This is a genomic window from Streptomyces sp. MUM 203J (assembly GCF_022414595.1).
Taxonomy (GTDB): Bacteria; Actinomycetota; Actinomycetes; order Streptomycetales; family Streptomycetaceae; genus Streptomyces.
Genome location: NZ_JADWYO010000064.1, coordinates 1 through 24,259, shown reverse-complemented (window position 1 = coordinate 24,259; position 24,259 = coordinate 1). Strand labels below are relative to the sequence as shown.

Sequence of the window (24,259 nt, the reverse complement as noted above, 5' to 3'; positions counted from 1 at the left end):
AACCGATGGTGGCTCCTGCCGTACTGGCAGCCGCTGCCAAGGCGGCCAAGGTCGCCAAGGCGGCCCAGGCCGCACAGAACGTCGCCCGGACCGCCGGGGGAGGCGGTCGTGGCCAGGGAGGCCCCGGGGGCGGGAAGAAGAAGAGCAACCTCAAGTGGTGGCTCGTCATCGGCGGTGCCGGACTCCTGCCGATAGGCGGTGTCTGCATCCTCGTGCTGATCCTGATCACGAGTGTGCTCGGCGCGAGCGGCGGGGGCGCGGCTGCCGCGGCCTGCGCCGAATACGGGGAGAACGCCAACGCTGGCAACACCAGTGACGCCGCCGCCACGTCTCCGATCATGCCGGCCGGCAAGGTGTACACGCCGAGCGAGACGGCGCGCAACGAGATACCGCCCAAGATGATCCTCGCCTCGATGCGCGCCGCCGCCCGCTACAAGGGCCTCGACTGGACCCTGATCGCCGGGCAGATGTACCAGGAGACCAAGTTCGGGCAGGACCCGTCCGCCGCGCCCGGCGGCAAGAACAGCGCCGGCTACATGGGCATCCTCCAGTTCGGCAGACCCGCCTGGCAGGACTACGGCGCCGATGGCAACGGCGACGGCAAGAAGGACCTGTACAACATCGACGACGCCGCGTTCGCCGCCGCCAACTTCCTGCACGCCAAGAAGGCGGAGACCGAAGCCTGGGAGGCGCTGCGGTTCTACTCCGGTTCGAGCGCCGGCAACACGATCTACATGCGGGTCGTCCTCACCCAGGCCGCCCGCTACCGCGGCAGCCTCACCGGCGACAAGGACCTGGTCAAGGACTGGTACGACCACCTCAAGAAGACCATCGACAAGAACCCCGGCTTCCCCACCCTCGGCAAACAGTCCGACATCCCGGAACCGGTCGACAACAACGCCGACCCCAACACGGCGCTGAGCATCCCGTCGTCCCCGGCCCGCTCCTGGTCCACCCCGTCGCTGGGCGGCAGCGGCAGCGGCGGTACGACGACGGCGATGGCCCCGGCCGCGTACACATTGCCGACCGCATCGCTCGGCACCGGCTCCACGGGGCTGGACAGCCGGCTCCTCGCCCTACCGGTGGCCGCACCCGCCCTCGTGCTGCCGCTCGCGCCCGACGACGGCCCATCCGCAGCTACGGGCAAGGACTGGCAGTGGCCGATGAAGGAGGGCTCGTACACGATCGGTAGCAAGTACCGCCAGACCGGCAACATGTGGAGCCTCGGCTACCACACCGGCCTGGATCTGGTCGCCCCCACCGGCACGCCGATCTACGCACCGGCCGACGGCAAGGTGGTGAAGGCCGGAAGCGGCGGCTCGTACGGCAACCAGACCAACCTCCAGCACGCGAGCGGCGTCATCACCCTCTATGCCCACCAGAGCAGCATCGCCGTCAAGGTCGGCCAGAGTGTCAAGCGCGGCGACCTGATTGGCAAAGTGGGCGCCACCGGCAACGTCACCGGACCCCACCTCCACTGGGAGGTGCGTGTCCCTGGCGTCGACAACCCGTTCGTCGGCGGTCAGGACCAGGGCCCCGGCATGGTCGACCCCGAGGACTGGCTGAACGGCAAGATCACCGCCAACCCCGACTACGGCACCGTGCCGGGCAGCGGCGACAGCGGTCGCGACGCCCAGTACGCCGGCTGCGCCCAGTCCACCGACGGCACCCCGGTCGCTCCCGACGGCGCCGGAGTGACCGGTGTCCTTCCCGACTCCGACGACCCCGTGGTACGGGCCGCGCTCGGCTGGGCGCAACGCGGCATCGGCGTGCCGTACGTGTTCGGCGCCCCCCGTCTCCAGGGCGACAGCCCCGTCTCCTTCGACTGCTCCAGCTACACCCAGTGGGCGTACTACCAGGCCAGCAACGGCAAGATCAACATTGGTGCGAACACCTACGAGCAGGAGAGGAAACTCGCCGCGCACAAGGTCGCCCTGAGTGACGCCCAGCCCGGCGACCTGATCTTCTTCCGCCCCAGCAGCCGAGGCTCGGAACACGTGGGGATCGTCTGGGACCCGGCCGGCAAGAAGATCGTCCACGCGCCGCGCCCCGGGAAGGACGTCGAGTTCAGCACCTGGGACGTCCAGGACCCCATCACCGCGGTGTACCGGGTGCCGATCCCGGCCGGCACCAATGCCGTCGAGGGTGACGGCAAGGGCAGTCACGATCACGCGTGACACGGCGTCACAGCGTCACAAGAAAGGGCTGAGAGGCTGAGACATGGCCGCTGAAGAGAAGAAGAAGCCGCGCGCCGAGGACGACTGGACCTTCGAGATCGTCGGTCTCGTGGCCGCCGTCCTGCTCCTGCTGTGCGGTGCGTGGCTAGCCGCCCGCCTGGGCGCGCCCCTGGCCGACGCACCGGCGCCGCCCGGCGACCCGTTCTCCTTCACCGTCGCCCTCGCCAAGGGCGACTACGCCTGGCCCGGCACCGCCGCGACCGTCATCGCCGTCGGCGAGTCGCTGCTGCTCGCCCTCGCCGCGTACGGCGTCGTCCGGCTGCGCCGGAAGGCCAAGAGCAAGCCGAAGGTCGACAAGGCCGCCCAGCACCTCGCCAAGGGCGAGGAACTCGGCAAGCTCAGCCTGAAGGGCGCGACGGCCACCGCGCAGCGGCTCGGCGTCCAGGGCAACGTCCCCGGCGTCTTCATCGGCCGTTCCGTACGCGGCCGCCAGCCGCTGTTCGGCTCCTTCGAGGACATGCACATCGACATCTGGGGCCCTCGCACCGGCAAGACGACCCGCCGCGCCATCCCGGCGATTCTCGACGGTCCCGGGGCCGTCCTCGTCACGTCCAACAAGCGGGACATCGTGGACGCCACCCGTGGCCCTCGTCAGGCGCGTGGCCCCGTCTGGGTCTTCGACCCGCAGCAGGTCGCGACCGAGGCGCCCTCCTGGTGGTGGAACCCCCTGTCGTACGTCACCGACGTGTCCAAAGCCCGCAAGATGGCCGACCACTTCGCGTCCGGCTCACGTGACGCCAACGCCGCCACCGACGCGTTCTTCGACCCGGCCGGACAGGACCTGCTCGCGAACCTGCTGCTCGCCGCGGCCACCGCCGACGCCCCCGTCACCCAGATCTACAGCTGGCTCGCCAACCCCAAGGACGACACCCCCGAGCGCATCCTGCGTGGGGCCGGCCACACCATGCCCGCCGACGCGCTGAACGGTGTCATCACCGCCCCCGACAAGCAGCGCAGCGGTATCTACGGCGTGGCCCAGCAGATGGCGTCCTGCCTGATCAACCCCGAGGTCAACAAGTGGGTGACCCCACTCGGCGAGGGTGACACGCGCCCGCGGTTCGACCCGCACGAATTCGTCCGCACGGGCGGCACCCTCTACTCCCTGTCCCGAGAGGGCAGCGACTCGGCCGGCCCCCTGGTCACCGCCCTCACCGTGGCCGTCGTTGAAGCCGCCGAGGAGTACGCCACCACCCAGCGCGGCGGCCGGCTCCCGCTGCCCCTGGTCGGCGTCCTGGACGAGGCGGCCAATGTCTGTCGCTGGCGCGCCCTGCCCGACCTGTACTCGCACTACGGCTCGCGCGGCATCGTCCTCATGACGATCCTTCAGTCCTGGGCGCAGGGCGTCGAGGTGTGGGGCGACCGGGGCATGGAGAAGCTGTGGTCCGCCGCCAACGTCCGCGTGTACGGCGGCGGCGTCTCAGACACCCGCTTCCTGGGCGACCTGTCGGACCTGGCGGGCGAGTACGAGCTGCGGGAGTACTCCACCACTCGCGAGTCCGAGCACGGCCACTGGTCCGGCAACCGGACGATGAACGAGTCGGTACGCCGCGAACGCGTCCTCCAGGTCTCCGACCTCGGCTCGATGCCCCCCGGCCGTGCCCTCGTCCTGGCCTCCGGTACGAAGCCGGTCCTGGTCGAGACGGTCCCCTGGTGGGAGGGGCCGCACGCCCGGGCGGTCCAGGCGTCACTGGCGAAGTACGACCCCGGGGCGCGAGGGTGACGACGGGCCCGCGCGGTCAGCAGGCCCCCGGTTGTGACGCCTGCCGCGCCTACGAGGGCCGCGCACACGCAGGCCGCCAGTCCCGTCCCGGGGGCGGGGCCGCGCAGGTAGCCCGTACAGCGGCTGGGCGTGTCGGCCGGTTCGAACGTCAAACGGGCTGAGACCTGCACCCGCCGCCATGTCGTACCCACCCGATACCGTCGGCACATGGCGCAGCTGGCTGTGGTCGAAGGTGTCCTGGAACGGGTCACGTACTGCAACGAGGAGAACGGGTACACCGTCGCCCGGGTGGACACCGGGCGTGGTGCTGGTGAGCTGCTCACCGTCGTCGGGTCGCTGCTGGGCGCCCAGCCGGGGGAGTCGCTCCGGATGGAGGGCCGCTGGGGGTCGCACCCCCAGTACGGGCGGCAGTTCACCGTCGAGAACTACACGACCGTCCTGCCCGCCACCATCCAGGGCATCCGCCGCTACCTCGGCTCCGGGCTGATCAAGGGCATCGGGCCGGTCATCGCGGACCGGATCACGACCCACTTCGGCATCGACACCCTGAGGATCATCGAGGATGAGCCCAAGCGGCTCATCGAGGTGCCGGGGCTCGGGCCGAAGCGGACGCAGAAGATCGGCGCCGCGTGGGAGGAGCAGAAGGCCATCAAGGAGGTGATGGTCTTCCTGCAGGGGGTCGGCGTGTCCACCTCCATCGCCGTGCGGATCTACAAGAAGTACGGGGACGCGGCGATCGGAGTCGTCAGGAACCAGCCCTACCGGCTGGCCGCCGACGTCTGGGGCATCGGGTTCCTCACCGCCGACCGCATCGCCCAGGCCGTGGGGATTCCGCACGACAGCCCCGACCGCGTCCAGGCCGGGCTGCGGTACGCGCTGTCCCAGTCGAGCGATCAGGGGCACTGCTTCCTCCCGGAGGAGCGGCTCATCGCGGACGCGGTGAAACTGCTCCAGGTCGACACCGGGCTGGTCATCGACTGCCTCGCCGCGCTGGCCGACGGGGACGAGGAGGAGGGCGGGGTCGTACGGGAGCGCGTGCCCGGTCCGGACGGTGAGCCGCTCACCGCCGTCTACCTGCTGCCGTTCCACCGCGCCGAGCGCTCCCTCGCAGGGCAGATGCTGCGGCTGCTGCGGGCCGAGGACGACCGGCTGGCCGCGTTCCGCGACGTGGCCTGGGACAAGGCGCTCGCCTGGCTCGCGGACCGCACGGAGGCCGAGCTGGCACCCGAGCAGGAGGCGGCCGTACGGCTGGCCCTCACCCGGAAGGTGGCCGTGCTGACGGGCGGGCCCGGGTGCGGCAAGTCGTTCACCGTGCGGTCCATCGTGGAGCTGGCGCGGGCCAAGCGGGCCAAGGTGGTCCTGGCCGCGCCCACCGGGCGGGCGGCCAAGCGGCTGGCCGAGCTGACCGGGGCCGAGGCGTCGACCGTGCACCGGCTACTGGAGCTGAAGCCCGGCGGGGACGCCGCATACGACCGGGACCGGCCGTTGGACGCGGACCTGGTGGTGGTGGACGAGGCCTCCATGCTGGACCTGCTGCTCGCCAACAAGCTGGTCAAGGCCGTCGCGCCGGGCGCGCACCTGCTGCTCGTGGGGGACGTGGACCAGTTGCCGAGCGTGGGCGCGGGTGAGGTGCTGAGCGACCTGCTCGCGCCGCACAGCCCCGTACCCTCCGTGCGTCTGACGCAGATCTTCCGGCAGGCGCAGAAGTCCGGGGTCGTCACGAACGCGCACCGGATCAACTCCGGGGACTTCCCCCTCACCTCCGGGCTGCCGGACTTCTTCCACTTCGTGGAGGAGGACACCGAGGAGGCCGGGCGTCTCACCGTCGACGTCGCAGCCCGCCGCGTCCCCGCGAAGTTCGGCCTCGACCCCCGCCGTGACGTGCAGGTGCTCGCCCCCATGCACCGGGGGCCGGCGGGTGCGGGCACCCTCAACGGGCTGCTCCAGCAGGCCGTCACCCCGGCCCGCCCCGACCTGCCGGAGAAGCGGTTCGGCGGCCGGGTCTTCCGTGTGGGCGACAAGGTCACCCAGATCCGTAACAATTACGAGAAAGGGAAGAACGGGGTCTTCAACGGCACAGTGGGTGTGGTGACCTCCCTCGACGTCGACGAGCAGCGGCTGACCGTGCTCACCGACGAGGACGAGGAGGTGGTGTACGACTTCGACGAGCTGGACGAGCTGGCCCACGCGTACGCGGTGACGATCCACCGTTCCCAGGGCAGCGAGTACCCGGCGGTGGTGATCCCGGTCACCACGGGTGCGTGGATGATGCTGCAGCGCAACCTGCTCTACACGGCCGTCACGCGCGCCCGGAGACTCGTCGTCCTCGTGGGCTCCCGGCGGGCGATCGGCCAGGCCGTGCGGACCGTTTCCGCTGGTCGGCGCTTTACCGCACTGGACCACCGACTGTCTGCGGCCCGCCCCGTGGGAAACATCACCCAGCGATGAGCAGGACTTTCGGAACCGGGGCGAAGGGGGCAGGATGAGCAGGTTGGCGGCACTCAGTGCCGCCAATTGGCCCAATGGTCGACCCCGAGTGCACTCTGCTGCGCCAAGTGGGGGATGGTAGAGACAGTCAGGGCACCTCGAAGAAGAGGCACTACGTCGGTGAGGGATGACGTGAGCGACAACTCTGTAGTACTGCGGTACGGCGACGGCGAGTACACCTACCCGGTGGTCGAGAGCACCGTGGGCGACACGGGCTTCGACATCGGGAAGCTTCGCGCGCAGACCGGTCTGGTGACACTGGACAGCGGCTACGGCAACACGGCCGCCTACAAATCCGCGATCACCTACCTGGACGGCGAGCAGGGCATCCTGCGCTACCGCGGCTACCCCATCGAGCAGCTCGCGGAACGCTCGACCTTCCTTGAGGTCGCGTACCTGCTGATCAACGGTGAGCTGCCGAAGGTCGACGAGCTGTCGGCGTTCAGCAGCGAGATCACGCAGCACACGCTGCTGCACGAGGACGTCAAGCGGTTCTTCCAGGGCTTCCCGCGTGACGCTCACCCGATGGCCATGCTGTCGTCCGTGGTCAGCGCGCTGTCCACGTTCTACCAGGACAGCCACAACCCGTTCGACGAGCAGCAGCGTCACCTGTCGACGATCCGGCTGCTCGCCAAGCTGCCGACGATCGCGGCGTACGCGTACAAGAAGTCGATCGGCCACCCGTTCGTCTACCCGCGCAACGACCTCTCGTACGTCGAGAACTTCCTGCGCATGACGTTCTCCGTGCCGGCGCAGGAGTACGAGCTGGACCCGGTCGTCGTGTCCGCGCTCGACAAGCTGCTGATCCTGCACGCGGACCACGAGCAGAACTGCTCGACCTCCACGGTCCGCCTGGTGGGCTCCTCGCAGGCGAACATGTTCGCCTCGATCTCCGCGGGCATCTCCGCGCTGTGGGGTCCGCTGCACGGCGGTGCCAACCAGTCGGTGCTGGAGATGCTGGAGGGCATCCAGGCCAACGGCGGCGACGTCGACGCCTTCATCCGCAAGGTGAAGAACAAGGAGGACGGCGTCCGCCTGATGGGCTTCGGCCACCGGGTGTACAAGTCCTTCGACCCGCGCGCGAAGATCATCAAGGCGGCGGCGCACGACGTGCTGTCGGCTCTCGGCAAGTCCGACGAGCTGCTGGACATCGCGCTCAAGCTGGAGGAGCACGCGCTGGCCGACGAGTACTTCGTCGCGCGCAACCTCTACCCGAACGTGGACTTCTACACGGGTCTGATCTACCGGGCCATGGGCTTCCCGACCGAGATGTTCACGGTTCTGTTCGCGCTGGGCCGGCTGCCGGGGTGGATCGCCCAGTGGCACGAGATGATCAAGGAGCCGGGCTCCCGCATCGGCCGCCCGCGGCAGATCTACACCGGTGAGGTCCTGCGCGACTTCGTGCCGGTGGAGTCCCGCTGACTCTTCGCGGAACCGGGGGCTCCGCCCTCGGACCCCCGTTCGCGTCTGAACGGCGCTCGTCCTCGGACGCCGTCGGACGGGCCTGAGCGGCACGAAGAAAGCGCCCCGCCTGCCGATCCCCCCACGGGTCGACGGGCGGGGCGCTTCCCATGTTCCCGACGGCGGATTCCCCCCACGGGATCCGGTCGGGCGTCCGGTGTGCGATCTGCCGGGGTACGTACGGGAGGGCCGCTCAAAGCTCCCCGGTGCACGTGCCCCGGCCAACGCTTGCCTGGGACGTCCCCCAAGACATCCCATGAACGTCCCCCAAGACGTTCCTGGCATCGCCCATTTAGACTCGCGAGCCGCCCAAATGGTTACCCCCAAATATCTGTGATCTAGGTCTCTTTGTGAAGGTCTGGTGAGTCACGTGAAGGTGAATTCACGCGTACGTTGATCTGCACGAAGAGGGCCGTATCGCACCAAATGGTGCGATACGGCCCTGGTGTGGCGCCGGACGCCGGAGGCTCTCAGGCGTCGGCGCGGCCGACCAGTTCGTACCCGGCCTCGTCGACCGCGGCGCGCACGGCCTCCTCGTCCAGCGGCGTGGCCGAGACGACTGTCACGCGGCCCGTCGCGGCCACCGCCTGGACCGATGTGACGCCCGCGAGAGCCGAGACCTCCTCGGAGACCGCGCCCTCGCAGTGGCCGCAGGTCATGCCCTTGACCTCGTACACCGCGGTGACGTCTCCGGCCCGGCCGGCCGGGGCCGCCTCGCCGTCGCACGAGCCGGCCGGTGAGCAGCAGGAGCCGCCGGCGGCCTGGGGCAGCTCGGTCCTGGTTTCGAGGGTCATGGCGTTCTCCTTCATGGCGTGCGGCTGTGCGGTGTCCTGTGGCATATGAGAGGCGGCGGGAGGTGGGCCGGTCGCCTCGCGTGTTCCATGCTATACCCCCTAGGGGTATGAATCCAGGAGGTTGGGTGCGCGGTCAGCTCCGCCGCCCCCGGTTGCCCGGCCGGTTCGCGACCCAGGCCCGGATCGTGTCCGCGCGCCAGTACGGTCTTCCGCCCTCCACGTGGTCGGGGTGCGGCAGCAGGCCGTGCTTGCGGTAGGAGCGGACCGTGTCCGGCTGGACCCGGATGTGCGCGGCGATCTCCTTGTAGGACCAGAGCCTTCTGTCGGTCATCTTCAGGCGCCTCCCTGGGCTGGCGATCACCAGCCCTGTGCCCCTTGACGACGCAGAGTGACCAGGTGGAAGCATGCTGTCGAGCGACTGTGACCGGAAAACCGCGTATTCGAGACACATGTGACGCGAGCGGGACAACAGGGCGCAGGAGGGTAGGGGTACGGGCGTACGCCGGGCGGTTCAGGTGTCTACGGGAAGCGCGGAACGCCCGACACTGTGTCGGCCGCGGACCCCGGAACCGGCGTGGTGGGATCGGCCCGATGCCGCCGCCAACCGTGGCCGCCGCTGGGAAGGAGAGACTGCGACATGACGAAGAGCGTCCACCACTGGATCGGTGGCAGCACTGTCGAGGGCACCTCGGGTGCATGGGGGCCGGTCACCGACCCCGCGACCGGCGAGGCCGGCACCCGTGTGGCCCTCGCCTCGGCCGCCGAGGTCGACGCGGCGGTCGCCGCCGCCAGGACGGCGTTCGAGACGTGGGGCACGTCCTCGCTGGCCCAGCGCACCGGCATCATGTTCCGGTTCCGCGCTCTCCTGGACGCGCACCGCGACGAGATCGCCGCGCTGATCACCGCCGAGCACGGCAAGGTCCACTCCGACGCGCTCGGCGAGGTGGCCCGGGGCCTGGAGATCGTCGACCTGGCGTGCGGGATCACCACCCAGCTGAAGGGTGAGCTGTCCACACAGGTGTCGAACCGCGTCGACGTGTCCGCGATCCGGCAGCCGCTGGGTGTGGTCGCCGGCATCACGCCCTTCAACTTCCCGGCGATGGTGCCGATGTGGATGTTCCCGCTGGCGATCGCGTGCGGCAACACGTTCGTGCTGAAGCCGAGCGAGAAGGACCCGTCGGCTTCGATGCGGCTGGCCGAACTGCTCACCGAGGCCGGGCTGCCGGACGGCGTCTTCAACGTGGTCCACGGCGACAAGGCCGCTGTCGACCGGCTGCTGGAGCACCCGGACGTCGCCGCCGTCTCCTTCGTCGGCTCCACGCCCATCGCCCGCTACGTCCACCGGAAGGCGAGCGAGCACGGCAAGCGCGTGCAGGCGCTCGGCGGAGCCAAGAACCACATGCTCGTCCTGCCCGACGCCGACCTGGACGCGGCGGCCGACGCGGCGGTCTCGGCGGCGTACGGCTCCGCGGGAGAGCGCTGCATGGCGATCTCGGCGGTCGTCGCGGTGGGCGCCATCGGTGACGAGCTGGTCGAGAAGATCCGCGAACGCGCCGAGAAGATCAAGGTCGGTCCGGGGAACGACCCCGACTCCGAGATGGGCCCGCTCATCACCGCCGCCCACCGCGACAAGGTGGCCTCGTACGTGACCGGCGCCGCCGCCGAGGGCTGCGAGGTCGTCCTCGACGGCACCGGCTACACGGTCGAGGGCCACGAGAACGGTCACTGGATCGGCCTGTCCCTCCTGGACAAGGTCCCGACCGGCGCCAGGGCCTACCAGGACGAGATCTTCGGCCCGGTCCTGTGCGTACTGCGCGCCGAGACGTACGAGGAAGGTGTCGCCCTGATCAACGCCTCCCCGTTCGGCAACGGCACCGCCGTCTTCACCCGCGACGGCGGCGCGGCCCGCCGCTTCCAGCTGGAGGTCCAGGCGGGCATGGTCGGCGTGAACGTCCCCATCCCGGTCCCCGTCGGCTACCACTCCTTCGGCGGCTGGAAGGACTCCCTCTTCGGGGACCACCACGTCTACGGCAACGACGGCGTCCACTTCTACACCCGCGGAAAGGTCGTCACGACCCGCTGGCCCGACCCGTCGGAGGCCCCCACCGGCGTCGACCTCGGCTTCCCGCGCAACCACTGACGGGCCGGAGAACGGCCCCGGCGTACCGCGTCCGCTGTACGCCGGGGCCGGCCGTACGCCTCGGGGAGGGCCTCCGGCTCCGACCCGGGGACGCCGAGCGTCACAGGTCCGGCGCTTAGGGTCGGGGGATGCAGATGCGATTCCCGCGGCGCTGGGCCGCGGTCACCGGGGCCGCCGCGGTGCTCGTGGGGGCCGGGACGTGGGGCGTCGGGGCCGCCTCCGGTGGGGAAGCCGCCGTGGAGCGCCAGGACCTGGTGATGGACATGCCGGGCGCGAGGATCGACACCTCGTTCTTCACCGCCGGGGGCGACGGCCGGCGGCCCGCCGTGCTGCTCGGACACGGGTTCGGGGGCAGCAAGGACGACGTACGGGAGCAGGCCGAGCGGCTCGCCCGGGACGGGTACGCCGTGCTGACCTGGTCCGCCCGGGGCTTCGGCCGGTCCACCGGCGAGATCGGGCTCAACGACCCCGAGCACGAGGTGCGTGACGTCCGGCGGCTCGTCGACTGGCTGGCCGAACGGCCCGAGGTGCAGTCGGACGGTGACGGGGACCCGCGCGTCGGGGTCACCGGCGCCTCGTACGGGGGCGCCGTCGCCCTGCTCGCCGCCGGGCACGATCCGCGCATCGACGCCATCGCCCCGCAGATCACCTACTGGAACCTGGCCGACGCGCTGTTCCCGGACGGGGTGTTCAAGAAGCTCTGGGCCGGGATCTTCTTCACCGCCGGTACGGGCGGGGACGACACCTCCGGCTCCTGCGGGCGGTTCCAGAAGCGGCTCTGCGCCATGTACGAGCGGGTCGCCGTCAGCGGCGTACCCGACGACGCCGCCCGCGCGCTGCTCGAAGCCCGCTCGCCGTCCGCCGTCGCGGACCGCATCAAGGTGCCCACGTTCATCGTGCAGGGCCAGTCCGACTCCCTGTTCCCGCTCTCCCACGCCGACGCCATGGCCCGGGCGGTGGAGGGGAACGGGGCGCCGGTGGCCGTCGACTGGATCGCCGGCGGGCACGACGGGGGCGATACGGAGGCCGGCCGGATCGAGGGACGGGTCTCCGCGTGGTTCGATCGCTATCTGAAGGACGACCGGGCCGTCGGCACCGGGCCCGCCTTCCGCGTCAGCCGTGCCGGGGGCGTCGACTCCACCGACGGGCAGGCCCGGTTGCGGGGCGCCACCGCCGACCGCTACCCGGGACTGCGGGCCGGGCAGCGGGACATTGCGCTCACCGGGGATTCCCAGACCTTCCGCAACCCCGCCGGAGCCTCACCGCCCGCCATCTCCGCCGTGCCCGGAGTGGGAGGGGGGCTCTCCCAGCTGTCCTCGCTGGGGGTGGGCGGACTCTCGCTGGACTTCCCGGGGCAGTACGCCCGCTTCGAGTCCGCGCCGTTGAAGGAGCCGGTACGGATCACCGGGGCCCCGACCGTCAGGGTGCGGGTCTCCTCCGGGAGCGGGGAGGCCGTGTTGTTCGGCAAGGTGTACGACGTCGGGCCCGACGGGCGGCAGCAGGTGCTGCCCGCGCAGCTCGTCGCGCCCGTGCGGGTGGGGGACGTGAAGGAGGGGCGGGACGTCGAACTGACGCTTCCCGCTGTGGACCACGAGGTCGACGCCGGGCACCGGCTGCGGCTGGTGCTCGCCGCCACGGACCTCGGCTACGCCTCTCCGGCCGCCCCCGTCTCGTACACCGTCGGTCCGGCCGAGGGCGGCGGCGCGCTGAGCGTGCCCACCGCGCCCGGGGTGCGGACCCAGGCCGGCGGGCTGCCCTGGTGGGTGTGGGGGATGCCCGCCGCCGGCGCCGCCGTCGCGGCCGCGCTGCTGCTGACCGCCCGCCGCCGGACCGCCGCGCCCGCGCCGGACCCCGCCCTCGGGGACGTACCGCTCACCATCGGCGGGCTGACCAAGCGGTACGCCGGGGCCTCTGACGCGTACGCCGTGCGGGATCTGTCCTTCCGGGTCGAGAAGGGGCAGGTGCTGGGGCTCCTCGGACCCAACGGCGCAGGGAAGACCACCACCCTGCGGATGCTGATGGGACTCATCACCCCCGACGGGGGTGAGATCCGGATCTTCGGGCAGGCCGTACGGCCCGGCGCGCCCGTGCTGTCGCGGGTCGGGGCCTTCGTGGAGGGGGCCGGTTTCCTGCCGCACCTCTCCGGGCGGGAGAACCTGGAGCTGTACTGGCGGGCCACCGGCCGCCCCGCCGAGGACGCGCACCTCGACGAGGCCCTGGAGATCGCCGGGCTCGGGGACGCCCTGGCCCGTGCCGTACGGACCTACTCGCAGGGCATGCGGCAGCGGCTGGCCATCGCCCAGGCCATGCTCGGCCTGCCCGACCTGCTGATCCTCGACGAGCCGACCAACGGGCTGGACCCGCCGCAGATCCGCGAGATGCGGGACGTGATGATCCGGTACGCGGCCGGGGGCCGGACCGTCATCGTCTCCAGCCACCTCCTCGCGGAGGTCGAGCAGTCCTGCACCCACCTGGTCGTCATGGACCGGGGGCGGCTCGTGCAGGCCGGTCCGGTGGCGGACATCGTCGGCAGCGGCGACACCCTGCTGGTGACCACGGAGGGTGGTGCGGTCTCGGACGCCGTCGTCGAGAAGGTCGGCGCGCTGGCCGGGGTCGGGTCCGCCGTACGGGTGGACGGTGGACTCCTCGTCCGGCTCGGGGACGGGGGCTCCGCCGCCGGGCTCGTCGGTGACCTGGTCCGGCTCGACGTGCCGGTGAGCGGGATCGGGCCGCATCGACGGCTGGAGGACGCGTTTCTCACCCTGATCGGAGGAGGTGACTCCGCATGACGCGGTTGCTCGACGCCGCTCCCGGATACCGGGCCCGGCACACCCTGCCCCTGCGCGTGGAGGCCGTCCGGCAGCTCAAACGGCGCCGTACCTACGTCATGGGGGCGATCCTCGCCGCCCTGCCGTTCGTGCTGATCGCGGCATTCGCCATCGGCGGCGACCCGGAGAGCCGGGGCAACCGGATCACCCTCATGGACACGGCCACCGCGTCCGGCGCCAACTTCGCGGCGACCTGCCTGTTCGTGTCGGCCGGGTTCCTGCTGGTGATCCCCGTGGCGCTGTTCTGCGGCGACACCGTGGCCTCCGAGGCCGGCTGGTCGTCTCTGCGGTACCTGCTGGCCGCGCCCGTGCCCCGGGCCCGGCTGCTGTGGTCGAAGCTCGTCGTGGCGCTCGGGTTCAGCGCCGCCGCGATGCTGCTGCTGCCGGTGGTGGCGCTGGCGGCGGGTACGGCCGCCTACGGGTGGGGCCCGCTGCGGCTGCCCACCGGCGGGGCGCTCGCGGAGGGGGAGGGCCTGGTACGGCTGGCGCTGGCCGTCGCGTTCGTCTTCGTCTCCCAACTCGTGACCGCCGGGCTCGCCTTCTGGCTGTCCACCAGGACCGACGCCCCGCTGGGCGCGGTCGGCGGCGCGGTCGGGCTGACCATCGTCGGCAACGTCCTCGACGCGGTCACCGCGCTCGGGGACTGGCGCGAACTGCTGCCCGCGCACTGGCAGTACGCCTGGATCGACGCGCTCCAGCCGCAGTTGGAGTGGAGCGGCATGGTGAAGGGGGCCGCCGTGTCGGTGGCGTACGCGCTGGTGCTGTTCGCGCTCGCGTTCCGGGGGTTCGCGCGGAAGGACGTGGTGTCGTAGGGGCGGCGAGGGGCGTCACAGCCACCCTCTGCGAGCCGCTTCCACGCCCGCGCGGAAGCGGCTCGTCGTGCCCAGTGCCGCCAGCAGTTCGCCCACCCTCCGGCTGTACGTGCGGCCCGATATGCCCAGGCGCGCCGCGGCCGTCTCGTCGGTGAGGCCCGCCACCATCGCGTCCAGCACCGGCCGCAGCCGGGGCGGCGGAGCGTCCGGGGGGCGGGCCAGGTCCCCGAGGTCCTGGCCCGCCTCCCACCACGCGCGGTGTGCCCGCACCAGCGCCTGGACGACCACCTGATCCCGGATCAGCAGCAGGCCGTTGTGGAGCAGTTCCAGGTCCAGTGGGACCGCCGCGACCGCCCGGTCCACCACGATCATCTTGAACGGGATGGCCTCCGTCAGCCGCGCTCTCCCGAACAGCAGGGGCACGACCCCGCTCAGGTCGGGCGCCGTGACCCTGCCCAGGGCGTGGCGCGGCACCACCTGCCGTACCGTGCGGACCCGCTCGGCCGCCGTCCGCACGCACGCCCCGGCCAGCTCCAGGAACGGCTCCGGGACCGGCTGGCGCAGGCCGGCCGTCGGGTCGTCGAAGGTCAGCAGCTCCCTGCGGGCCGACTCCGTCAGCGCGGCCAGCGCCGCGCAGATGTGCCGGGTGCCGAGCACCGGCTGGCCGGCCGGACGGGGGGTCTGCGGCGCCGGCCGCGCCTGCGGCGGGATCGCGGTGCCGCCGCGAGGCAGGCGCGCCGCCGGGGCGTCCCGTGCGGTTGCCACCTCTCGTACCGTCCCTGCTCGGCCGAGCAGGGCGCCCGGGACGTTCACCACGGCTGACCACCCCCGTCATCCCCCGTCGTTCCCTCGCTACGCATGCCACTCCATGTACTCATGCGACTTCATACGGTGACAAGGGTGCGTGGTGACGATGGCGAGTCCCAGCCAGTGCGGTGTCGGCGGATCGTGCGGCCGTCGGGGTGACGGCGCTCGCCGTTCGCACTACTGCGGATGGCGGACTCGTGGGTGCCGTGTCGCGATGGTGTGTGAGGCCTCTTTCTCGCCCTGTCCCGCCCCACACTCATGGATGGATGACCGCATCGTGACGCGAACGCACCGCTTCCGCCGTGCGGCTACCGCCGTGGCGGCTCTCGCCCTGACCGGTATAGCCCTGGCCCCAGTCCCCGCCCTCGCGATCCCCGCCCTCGCCGCCGACTCCGACGCCGGATTCGGCCTCCCGACCGACAACGCGTTCCTGCGCGCCGCCCATCAGGCCAACCTGACCGAGATCGCACTGAACCAGGACGCCCGCAAGCATGCCTCCGGTACGTGTGTGAAGGACGCGGCCGCCGTCCTGGAGCGGGACCACGGCAGGCTCGACGCCGATGTGCGGGCGCTGTCCGACCGGCTCGGGGTGGACCTGCCCATCGCGCCCACCGCCCACCAGCAGCAGGCCCTCGCGGACGTCATGGAGCGGAAGGGCACCAGCGGGTACGACGCGGCGTGGCTGCGCACCCAGGACGCGGCGCACCGGATGACCCTCAGGGCCATCGACCATCAGATCGCGCGGGGCGCGGACCGGGAGATCACGGCTGCCGCGCGGGCCGCGCGGCCGGTGATCGCCGGACATCTGGAGATGGTGCGGGGCGGGAAGTGCCGGGATGTGACCCCGCCGTCGGCCATCAAGGCGGGGAACGGAGGGCAGGCGGCGGGGCGGGTCCCGGGAGTGTCCGCGGCGGTCGCCCTTCCGGGTGTCGCGGCCGGCGGGGCCGTCGTGGCGGGGGCGGCGTTCTGGACGGCGACGCGGCTGCGGCGCCGGGACCTGCGGTGAGGGTGTGCGGTGAGACGGCGGTGCGGCCGGGCGGGGGGACCTGCGGCGGCTGTCTCCCCTGCCCCGCCCCTCCCCGGGGCAGGGGCCCCGCACCAGACCCCGGACGCGCCTGAACGGCACTCCTCCCCGAGCGCCGGAGCGGCTGACGCCCGGCCTCGGGGGCTTCCCGCTCACAGAGCCGGGGGGAGTCCGGGGGCCGGGGGCCCGGGGGCGCCGCCGGTCCGGGAGGGGGCGGGGTGGGGGAGCGACTGGCACGCGCGTGTGCTCGTCTGGGCCGCGGTCGCCGGGGCGGCCTCGCTGGGGCTCGCGCTGTGGCTGCCCGCCGCGCCCCGGGGCGCGGACGTCGGGGACGTGCCCCGGGGTGTCGCCTCGGTGCCCCCCGTGGCCTCGCACGGGGCGGCCGTCAGCGTGAGCGTGCCGGGGTACGTCGACCCGATGCCGGTCGACGCCGTCGGCGCGTCGCCGCAAGGGGAACTGGACGTGCCCGCGTCACCGTACCGGGTGGGGTGGTGGGCGCGCGGGGCGCGGCCCGGGGACCCGCGCGGGACCGTGCTGCTGGCCGGGCACATCGACTCGGCCGAGGAGGGGGCCGGGCCCTTCGAGGCGCTGCACGATCTGCCGGTCGGCGCGCGCGTGCAGGTCGGGGCCGCCGACGGGACCCGGCACACCTACCGGATCGTCGCGCGGCGCACGTACGAGGCGAGTGCCCTGCCTCAGGACCTGTTCAGCCCGGACGAAGGGCGGGGGCGGCTCGTGCTGGTCACCTGCGCCGGGGACTTCGACCCGCACGCGCGCGTGTACGCGCGGAACCTCGTCCTGTACGCGCTGCCCGCGTCTACGCCCCCATCGCCGCCGCCGGGAGGGTGACCTCGAACCGGCAGCCGCCCTCCACGTTCCGGACGTGCGCGTGCCCGGCGTGCGCCTCGACGATGCCGCGGACGATCGCGAGCCCCAGCCCCGCGCCCGCCGCGGCGGTCCCCGTGCCCGACGGAGGTGTACGGGCCTCGGTGCCGCGCCAGCCCGTGTCGAACACCCGCGGCAGGTCGTCGTCCGGGATGCCCCCGCAGCCGTCCGTCACCGACAGCACCACCGTGCCGTCCTCGTCCCGGCGCTCCGCCGTCACCGCGACCGTGCCGTCCGACGGGGTGTGCCGGATCGCGTTCACCAGCAGGTTCGCGAGCACCCGGGTCATCTCCTTGCCGTCCACCTCGACCGGCACCGCGTCCACCCGGTCCCCGACCAGCCGCACCCCGTGCTCCCGGGCCAGCGGGTCGGCGCCTGCCAGCGCGTCGCCCACCAGGTCGTACACCGACACCCGCGACGGGCTCAGCGCGAGCGCTCCCGCGTGGATCCGCGACAGCTCGAACAGGTCGCTCACCATGGAGTTCAGCCGGTCCACCTCCGTCCTGATCAGCCGGTGGTAGCGCGCCGGATCCTTGACGACCCCGTCCTCCAGCGCCTCCGACATGGCCCGCAGCCCGGCCAGCGGGGTCCGCAGGTCGTGCGAGATCCACGCCACCAGCTCCCGCCGGGACGCCTCCAGGGCCCGCTCCCGCTCCCGCGACGCAGCCAGCCGCGCGCTCGTCGCCGCCAGCTCCCGGCTCAGCGCGGCCAGCTCGGCCGGGGCCGGTCCGGGCGGCGGACGGAACATGCCCCCGTCCCCGAACTCCCTCGCCGCGAGCGCCAGTTCCCGGCTCCGGCGGACCACCTGGCGGCCCAGCAGCACCGCTGTCGCCAGCGACACGGCCGCCGCCATCGCCACGACCGTCGTCACCACGCTCAGGTCGTGCGAGGACAGGAACATCGCCCAGCACACCGCCAGCGTCCCGGCCAGCATCGCCGTCACGGTCACCGCCGGAACCACGGTCAGCGACACCGCCACCGAGCGGCGCCGCGTCAGCCGCAGCACCAGCCAGCCCAGCAGCCCGGCCGCCGCGGCGCCGAGGAACGCGTACAGGGCGATCAGGAGGAAGTCACGCACCGTCCCGCACCTCCGCGCCCGTCTCCTGCCGGGTCTCCTCCGGGTCGAAGCGGTAGCCCGCGCCCCACACCGTCTGGATCAGCCGGGGCCGCGCCGGATCGTCCTCGATCTTGCCGCGCAGCCGCCGCACGTGCACCGTGACCGTCGACAGGTCCCCGAAGTCCCAGCCCCACACCTCCCGCATCAGCCGCTCCCGGCCGCAGACCTGCCCCGGGTTCTGCAAGAAGTAGTGCAGCAGATCGAACTCGCGCAGCGTCAGTGCCAGTTCCCGGCCGTTCTTGGCGGCGCGCCGCCCCGCCGCGTCCACCTCCAGCCCCGCCGCCCGCAGCACCGGCACCGGCTCCCGGCGGGGCGCGGCGGCCAGCGCGCCGCGCCGCAGCACCGACGCGACGCGCAGCACCAGCTCCCGGGGGCTGAACGGCTTGGTCACGTAGTCGTCCGCGCCGATCTCCAGGCCCAGGATCCGGTCCTCCTCGTCGGCGCGGGCGGTGAGCATGACGACCGGCACCGGGCCCCGGGACCGCAGCTCCCGGCACACGGTCAGCCCGTCCATACCGGGCAGCATCAGGTCCAGGACCACCAGGTCGGGCCACCGCGCGTCGGCCGCCGCGAGCGCGCCCAGGCCGTCGGCGGCCCGCGTCACGGCGAACCCGGCCCGCTCCAGGTAGCCGGTCACGACCTCGGAGACCGTCGGGTCGTCGTCCACGACCAGGACGAGCTGCTGGCTGCTCTCCGTACTGTGCATGCCGCCAGCGTCGCACCCGTGCGGCCGCGGAGTCGCCCCCGGGGCGGGGAGCGACTGCGGACGTCCGCAATCCGTAAGGGTTCGCCCGGCCGGGGCGGGGGCCGACACCGTACGGTGGTCCCCGCCACCCGTGTCCACCGTCGGAGAGGTTCCCCATGCGCCGTCGTCAGCGTTCCACCCGTGTGCTCGCCGCCGCCGTGTCCGCCGTGGCCGCGCTGGCCCTCACGGGCTGTGGCTCCGGCGGCTCCGGCCAGGCCGGCAGCGATGCGCCCGGTGCTTCGTCCGTCGCGCCGGAGGCGCTCGCGACTGCGCCGAGCACGCCGGGAGGCACGTCCGGCGCCTCCGTCCCCGACGCCCTGCGCTTCACCGCCACCACCCTCGACGGCGAGGCCTTCGACGCCGCCACCCTCGCGGGCAGGCCGACCGTCCTCTGGTTCTGGGCCCCTTGGTGCCCCACCTGCAAGGGCCAGGCCCGGGAGACCGCGCGGGTCGCCGCCGCGTACGAGGGCCGGGCGAACGTCGTCGGTGTGGCCGGACTCGACAAGCAGGCCGCCATGAAGACCTTCGTCAGCGACAACGAGCTGGACGGATTCCCGCAGCTGTCGGACGAGGCGGGCGAGGTGTGGAAGAGGTTCCGGGTCACGCAGCAGAGTTCGTACGTCGTCCTCGACAGGGACGGCGAGGCCGTCCACAGCGGGGTCCTGCCCGGCGGCAAGGGGCTGGCGGACAAGCTGGACGCCCTCGTCGGCTGAGGAGGACGGCCGACGATGTCCGATCTGCCCTTCGCGCTCGCCCTCACCGCCGGGATGCTCGCCGCCGTCAACCCGTGCGGGTTCGCCCTGCTGCCCGCCTACCTGTCGCTGCTCGTGCTCGGCGAGGACGCGCCGAGCCGGGCCGCCGCCGTGGGCCGTGCCCTGGTCGCCACGGCGGCGATGACGGCCGGCTTCACCGTGGTGTTCGCCGTGTTCGGACTGGCCGTGGCCCCCGTCGCGGGCCAGGTCCAGGAGCATCTGCCCTGGTTCACCGTCGTGTTCGGGCTCGTCCTCGCCGGGCTCGGGGGCTGGCTGGCGGCGGGCCGCGCCCTGCCCGCCGCCCTGCTGCCGAAGCTGCGCCGCGCGCCGGAGGTCAGCCGCTCGCTGCCGTCCATGGCGCTGTTCGGCGCGGCGTACGCGGTGGCCTCGCTGGGCTGCACCATCGCGCCGTTCCTCGCCATCGTCGTCTCCGCGTTCCGGGGCGGCTCGCCCCTGGAGGGGACGCTGCTGTTCGTGGCGTACGCGGCGGGCATGGGCGTGATCGTCGGCGCCGCCGCCCTGACCGTGGCGCTCACCCGCACCGCCCGGGTGGGCGCGCTGCGCCGGGTGGGCGGGGTGGCCGCCCGGCTCGGGGGAGGGCTGCTGCTCCTGGCGGGGGCGTATGTGGCGTACTACGGCTGGTACGAGATCCGGGTGCTGCGCGGGGACGTGGGCGGCGACCCGGTGGTCGAGGCGGCGGGTGCCGTGCAGACCCGGCTCGCGGAGGCCCTGGGTGCGGTGGGCGTCCCGGCGGTGGCGGCCGTCGCCCTGGCGCTGCTCGCCCTCGGTGCGGCGCCGGTCGTGTGGCGGCGCCGGGCGGCCGCGGCCGTCACCCGGCGCCGGGACGCGGGGGCAGCGCGTCGAGAGCGGTGAGGACGTCGTCCGGCTCGGCCCGCCGCGTGTAGTCGGCGTCGACGAACGACCAGCGGATCGTGGCGTCCTGGCCGATGACGTACGTGGCGGTCATCGGCAGCGTGCGGGGGTGGCCGCCGTTGACCCGCGGCATGTCGAAGCGGAGCCGCTGGTAGACCGCCGCGACGTCCTCGGGCACATCGAAGGCCAGGCCGTACTGCTTGGCGACGTCCGAGCCGAGGTCGCTGAGCACGTCGAAGGACAGCCGGTTCTTCTCGGCCACCGACAGCGACTCGTCCGGGATCTGCGGCGACACCGCGACCAGCAGCGCCCCGCGCGCGGCGAAGTCGGCCTGCCGCTGCTGGAGGGCCCGCAGCGCGAGGTTGCAGAAGGGGCACCAGGCCCCGCGGTAGAAGGTGAGGACGACCGGCCCCTCGGCCAGCAGGCCGTCCAGCGTGACGGTCCGGCCGGTCGCCGACGGCAGGGCGAAGCGCGGCGCCCGCGCCCCCGCCCCCAGGGCCCGGTCGGCCTGTCCGGAGGCGGTCAGCTCGGCGGTGGCCCGGTCGAGGGTCTCCAGCATGGCGGCGGGTACGCGCGCGCCGCGCCGGTCGCGCACCGCGCGCAGCGCGTCGTTGAGGTTCATGGTGTTCCCGTCTGCCGGTGAGGCCGTAAGCCCTGGGGGCGGCGGCACAACAGCCGCCGCCCCCAAGGTACTTGACGCTCAGGCAGGCACCGGCGCCGCCAGTCGGCCCGTCCGGTGCAGGGCGTGCAGCGCCGCCGCGCAGCACAGCCCGACGGCCGGGAGGACCAGCCACGGCAGCGCGGACAGCCCGGCGGCCCGGGCCGCGTCGAGCAGTGCGCCGGTCAGCAGGTTCCCGAGGGTGATCCCGATCCCGCACACCGTGTTGTAGAGGCCGTAGTGCGTGGCCACCAGCCGGTCCCCGGACACCTGCACGATCGTGTCCATCTCGAACGGGTACGTGATCATCGTGCCGAACGCCAGCAGCAGGGCCGCCAGTGCGGGCGGGCCCGCCGCCAGCACCCACCGCAGCGGCCCGCCCTCCGGCACCGGTACCGCTGACGCCGCCAGCAGCGGCAGGAACGCCGCCCCCATGGCCGCCAGCCCCCACACCATGGCCCTCCCCGGCGCCATCCGTGCCGCGCACCAGGCGGTCACCCGGGTCTGGAACAGCACCGTGCTCAGGCCCGACACCACGAACAGCAGCGCCGTCGCCGCCGTCCCTCCGGTCCCCTCGCCGCCCAGCCGCCGGACCTCCAGCGGCAGCGCCAGGTACACCTGGAAGGTCAGCACATACGAGCCGATCATGGCCGTGGAGAACAGCAGGAACGGCCGGTTCGCCAGCACCGTCCGCCAGGGCGCCGCCGCGCCCGCCCGCCGCTCGCCGCCCCCGGCCGGAGGCAGCGCCCGGATCTGCACGACGCTCAGCCCCGCGAACACGGCCGCAGCCACCAGGCACGTCGCCCGGAAGTCCACCGCCGTCAGCGCCAGCCCCACCAGCGGCCCCAGCAGGATGCCGGCCTGATAGAACACGTTGAACAGGGCGAACGCGTCCACCCGACGCTCACCCGCGTCCCGCGCCACATACGCCCGCACCGCCGGGTTGAACAGCGCCCCGGCCAGCCCCGTCGCCGCCGACGCCACGATCAGCGCGGGCAGCGAGCCCGCCAGACCCAGCGCCGCGAAGGCCACCGTCCGCAGCACGCACCCCGCCACGATCAGCGGCTTGTACCCGAACCGGTCCGCCAGCGCGCCCCCCGCCAGGAACATGCCCTGCTGCGTGAAGTTCCGCACGCCCAGCACCAGTCCGACCACCCACGCGGTCAGGCCCAGCGTCCCCGACAGGTGCGCCGCCAGGTACGGCATCAGCATGTAGAACCCCAGATTGATGGTGAACTGGTTCACCATCAGCAGCCGGACGCTCCTGTCGTACGAGCGGAACCGGACGATCAGGTCCCTCATCGGTCCCCGCCCTCCCGGGCGGCCGGGACGCCCTCGGGCCCGGCCAGCGGGTCGACGACCCGGGTGCAGCGCGTCCAGCGCGACACCTCCTTGTCGCCGGGCGCCCCGATCTCGTCCGGTTCCGGGGCGGGAGCCTCGCAGCCGGCACCGGGCAGCCCGTGGCCGGCGCACCAGCCGTCGTCGTACACCGTGCCGAGGTAGCGCTGCGGGCCGTCCGGGAACACCGCCGCGATCCGGGCGTCGGCGGGCAGCGTCCGGGCAAGCCACCCGGCGACCAGCGCCACCGCGCCCACACTCCAGCCGCCCGTCGCGTAGTGCGAGGAGGCCAGGCGGCGGCAGGTCCACACCGCCTCGGCCGGCGCCACCCAGTGGACCTCGTCGAATGCCCCGTACGCGACATTGCGCGGGTAGATGCTCGACCCGAGGCCGCGCATCAGCCGCGGGCTGGCCGGCTGGCCGAAGATCGTCGAGCCGACGGTGTCCACACCCGCCACCCGCAGCTCGGGATAGAGCTGCCGCAGCACCCGGGACACCCCGGCGGAGTGCCCGCCCGTGCCGACGCTGCACACCAGCACGTCGATGTGGTGCAGCTGCGCGGCCAGTTCGAGGGCGAGCGGGGTGTACGCGGTGGTGTTGTCCGGGTTGTTGTACTGGTCCGGGCACCAGGCGCCCTCGCCGTGGCGGGCCAGCAGTTCACCGACGCGGTCGCGGCGGGCCTGCTGCCAGCCGCCGTCGGGGTGTGGCTCACGGACCACGTCCACCTCGGCGCCGTACGCGGTGAGCAGCCGTGTCATGGACGGCTCCAGGCCCGGGTCGGTGACCAGGGTGACGGGGTGGCCGTGGGCCATCCCGGCGAGTGCCAGGCCCAGGCCGAGGGTGCCGCTGGTCGACTCGACGATCCGGCCGCCCGGCCGCAGCGTGCCCCGCGCCCGCGCCCGCTCGACCATGTGGAGGCCCGGACGGTCCTTGATGCCGCCGGGGTTGAAGCCCTCCAGCTTCGCCCAGAAGCCCCGGTCCGGGGGAGTGAGCGGCTGGGAGACTCGCAGGACGGGGGTGTTGCCGACGAGCCCGGACAGCGTGGACCGGGCGGGGGTCGCATCAGTCGTGATCAGGGAGTGCATGGTGGGTGTCTCCGCTTTCCATGTCGGTGAGTTGGCGCATGCGGGTGGGGCCGGGCGGCCTATATGCGCCACCGACCGGTGGCGAGCAGCGGATTCCCCTCCGGGCGGGCCGGTACGTGCCCGGGGTTCAGGGAGCCGGTACGGGGGGACGGCGGTACGGGGACAGGGCCGCGCTCCGGCTCGTTCTGGCCCGGGGGGCGCGGCGTGCGCTGCCCGCCCGGAGTGGCCGCCTCGCCCTGCCGGGTGTCGCAGGACGGCGGCCCGTCGCCGTGGGCGGAGGCGGTCACATGATGGGTGCCGGAGGCGGGCTGCGCGGGCTCGGCGCAGCCGAGGAGCAGCAGCGACAGGGCGCTCAGCGCGAGCGCGGCGAGGGCGACGGCACGCCGGGCCAGGTGGTGGGGGAGACGGGGGGCGGGGTACGGCACGGGGCGGCTCCCGGCGTCCGTGCTCCGGGGACGGTCGGCCGGCAGGTCGAGCGTGCGGGGCGCCCCGTCCA

General features: G+C 73.0%; 19 protein-coding genes and 1 pseudogene. 11 read left to right on the top strand and 9 right to left on the bottom strand.

The genetic code is table 11. The features are described from left to right. Window positions 1-5 precede the first annotated feature (5 nt). The 4 genes from I3F58_RS29480 to I3F58_RS24620 all read left to right on the top strand — a co-directional run bounded on the left by I3F58_RS29480 (window position 6) and on the right by I3F58_RS24620 (window position 7,866). The gene (locus I3F58_RS29480; protein WP_275678899.1) at window positions 6-2,177 is read left to right on the top strand and encodes a peptidoglycan DD-metalloendopeptidase family protein; all 2,172 of its coding nucleotides are present in this window, start codon (window positions 6-8) and stop codon (window positions 2,175-2,177) included. Between the two features lie 43 nt (window positions 2,178-2,220). Beyond that, entirely contained in the window at window positions 2,221-3,957 is a 1,737-nt protein-coding gene (locus I3F58_RS24630; protein ID WP_240110880.1) for a type IV secretory system conjugative DNA transfer family protein, read from the top strand. A 207-nt stretch (window positions 3,958-4,164) separates the two neighbouring features. Beyond that, window positions 4,165-6,405 carry an ATP-dependent RecD-like DNA helicase gene (locus tag I3F58_RS24625; RefSeq protein ID WP_240110879.1) on the top strand — a complete coding sequence of 747 codons (2,241 nt, stop codon included), beginning with the start codon at window positions 4,165-4,167 and terminating at the stop codon, window positions 6,403-6,405. A 171-nt stretch (window positions 6,406-6,576) separates the two neighbouring features. Then, entirely contained in the window at window positions 6,577-7,866 is a 1,290-nt protein-coding gene (locus tag I3F58_RS24620; RefSeq protein ID WP_240110878.1) for a citrate synthase, read from the top strand. Between the two features lie 509 nt (window positions 7,867-8,375). Here the strand turns inward: I3F58_RS24620 and I3F58_RS24615 are convergent. After that, window positions 8,376-8,699, bottom strand: a complete 324-nt coding sequence (locus tag I3F58_RS24615; protein WP_240110877.1) for a heavy-metal-associated domain-containing protein — start codon at window positions 8,697-8,699, stop codon at window positions 8,376-8,378. A 133-nt stretch (window positions 8,700-8,832) separates the two neighbouring features. Next, window positions 8,833-9,030, bottom strand: coding sequence for an AlpA family transcriptional regulator (locus tag I3F58_RS24610; RefSeq protein WP_240110876.1), 198 nt, complete (start codon window positions 9,028-9,030; stop codon window positions 8,833-8,835). A 306-nt stretch (window positions 9,031-9,336) separates the two neighbouring features. Between I3F58_RS24610 and mmsA the strand changes: the two genes are divergently transcribed. The 3 genes from mmsA to I3F58_RS24595 all read left to right on the top strand — a co-directional run bounded on the left by mmsA (window position 9,337) and on the right by I3F58_RS24595 (window position 14,479). Continuing rightward, a complete protein-coding gene (gene mmsA, locus I3F58_RS24605; RefSeq protein ID WP_240110875.1) occupies window positions 9,337-10,839 on the top strand; it encodes a CoA-acylating methylmalonate-semialdehyde dehydrogenase in 1,503 nt (500 codons plus the stop codon). Between the two features lie 128 nt (window positions 10,840-10,967). After that, on the top strand, window positions 10,968-13,628 hold the full coding sequence (locus I3F58_RS24600; RefSeq protein ID WP_240110874.1) for a CocE/NonD family hydrolase: 2,661 nt from the start codon (window positions 10,968-10,970) through the stop codon (window positions 13,626-13,628). Next, complete coding sequence (locus I3F58_RS24595; protein WP_240110873.1) at window positions 13,625-14,479, top strand: ABC transporter permease; 855 nt, start codon at window positions 13,625-13,627, stop codon at window positions 14,477-14,479. Before I3F58_RS24600 ends, I3F58_RS24595 begins: the two co-directional genes overlap by 4 nt. A 15-nt stretch (window positions 14,480-14,494) precedes the next feature. On the opposite strand, the gene I3F58_RS24590 is transcribed toward I3F58_RS24595, so the two are convergent. Further along, window positions 14,495-15,244 carry a DNA-binding response regulator gene (locus I3F58_RS24590; RefSeq protein WP_240110872.1) on the bottom strand — a complete coding sequence of 250 codons (750 nt, stop codon included), beginning with the start codon at window positions 15,242-15,244 and terminating at the stop codon, window positions 14,495-14,497. A 319-nt stretch (window positions 15,245-15,563) separates the two neighbouring features. Here I3F58_RS24590 and I3F58_RS24585 point away from each other — a divergent pair, with 319 nt between their 5' ends. Together I3F58_RS24585 and I3F58_RS24580 are read left to right on the top strand one after the other, a co-directional pair. Next, window positions 15,564-16,292, top strand: a complete 729-nt coding sequence (locus tag I3F58_RS24585; RefSeq protein WP_240110871.1) for a DUF4142 domain-containing protein — start codon at window positions 15,564-15,566, stop codon at window positions 16,290-16,292. 261 nt (window positions 16,293-16,553) lie between these two features. After that, window positions 16,554-17,159 (top strand): class F sortase, encoded by a 606-nt coding sequence (locus tag I3F58_RS24580; protein ID WP_240110870.1) that lies wholly within the window; start codon window positions 16,554-16,556, stop codon window positions 17,157-17,159. Here I3F58_RS24580 and I3F58_RS24575 read toward each other — a convergent pair. Beyond that, window positions 17,128-18,273, bottom strand: a complete 1,146-nt coding sequence (locus tag I3F58_RS24575; RefSeq protein WP_240110869.1) for a sensor histidine kinase KdpD — start codon at window positions 18,271-18,273, stop codon at window positions 17,128-17,130. The genes I3F58_RS24580 and I3F58_RS24575 overlap by 32 nt on opposite strands. Beyond that, the gene (locus tag I3F58_RS24570) at window positions 18,266-19,018 is read right to left on the bottom strand and encodes a response regulator transcription factor (protein ID WP_240110868.1); all 753 of its coding nucleotides are present in this window, start codon (window positions 19,016-19,018) and stop codon (window positions 18,266-18,268) included. The genes I3F58_RS24575 and I3F58_RS24570 overlap by 8 nt, the downstream gene beginning before the upstream one ends. A 155-nt stretch (window positions 19,019-19,173) precedes the next feature. Between I3F58_RS24570 and I3F58_RS24565 the strand changes: the two genes are divergently transcribed. Both I3F58_RS24565 and I3F58_RS24560 read left to right on the top strand, forming a co-directional pair. After that, window positions 19,174-19,770 (top strand): peroxiredoxin, encoded by a 597-nt coding sequence (locus tag I3F58_RS24565; protein WP_240110867.1) that lies wholly within the window; start codon window positions 19,174-19,176, stop codon window positions 19,768-19,770. 15 nt (window positions 19,771-19,785) lie between these two features. Beyond that, entirely contained in the window at window positions 19,786-20,682 is an 897-nt protein-coding gene (locus tag I3F58_RS24560) for a cytochrome c biogenesis CcdA family protein (protein WP_240110866.1), read from the top strand. Here the strand turns inward: I3F58_RS24560 and I3F58_RS24555 are convergent. The 4 genes and pseudogenes from I3F58_RS24555 to I3F58_RS24540 form a co-directional block, all read right to left on the bottom strand. Continuing rightward, on the bottom strand, window positions 20,639-21,304 hold the full coding sequence (locus I3F58_RS24555) for a peroxiredoxin-like family protein (RefSeq protein ID WP_240110865.1): 666 nt from the start codon (window positions 21,302-21,304) through the stop codon (window positions 20,639-20,641). The two genes, I3F58_RS24560 and I3F58_RS24555, sit on opposite strands and share 44 nt — an antisense overlap. A 78-nt stretch (window positions 21,305-21,382) precedes the next feature. After that, window positions 21,383-22,642: an MFS transporter gene (locus I3F58_RS24550; protein WP_240110864.1), complete on the bottom strand. Its 1,260-nt coding sequence runs from the start codon at window positions 22,640-22,642 to the stop codon at window positions 21,383-21,385. After that, window positions 22,639-23,763: a PLP-dependent cysteine synthase family protein gene (locus I3F58_RS24545; RefSeq protein ID WP_240110863.1), complete on the bottom strand. Its 1,125-nt coding sequence runs from the start codon at window positions 23,761-23,763 to the stop codon at window positions 22,639-22,641. The genes I3F58_RS24550 and I3F58_RS24545 overlap by 4 nt, the downstream gene beginning before the upstream one ends. 59 nt (window positions 23,764-23,822) lie before the next feature. After that, window positions 23,823-24,259: pseudogene (locus I3F58_RS24540) on the bottom strand (hypothetical protein); the annotation flags it as partial.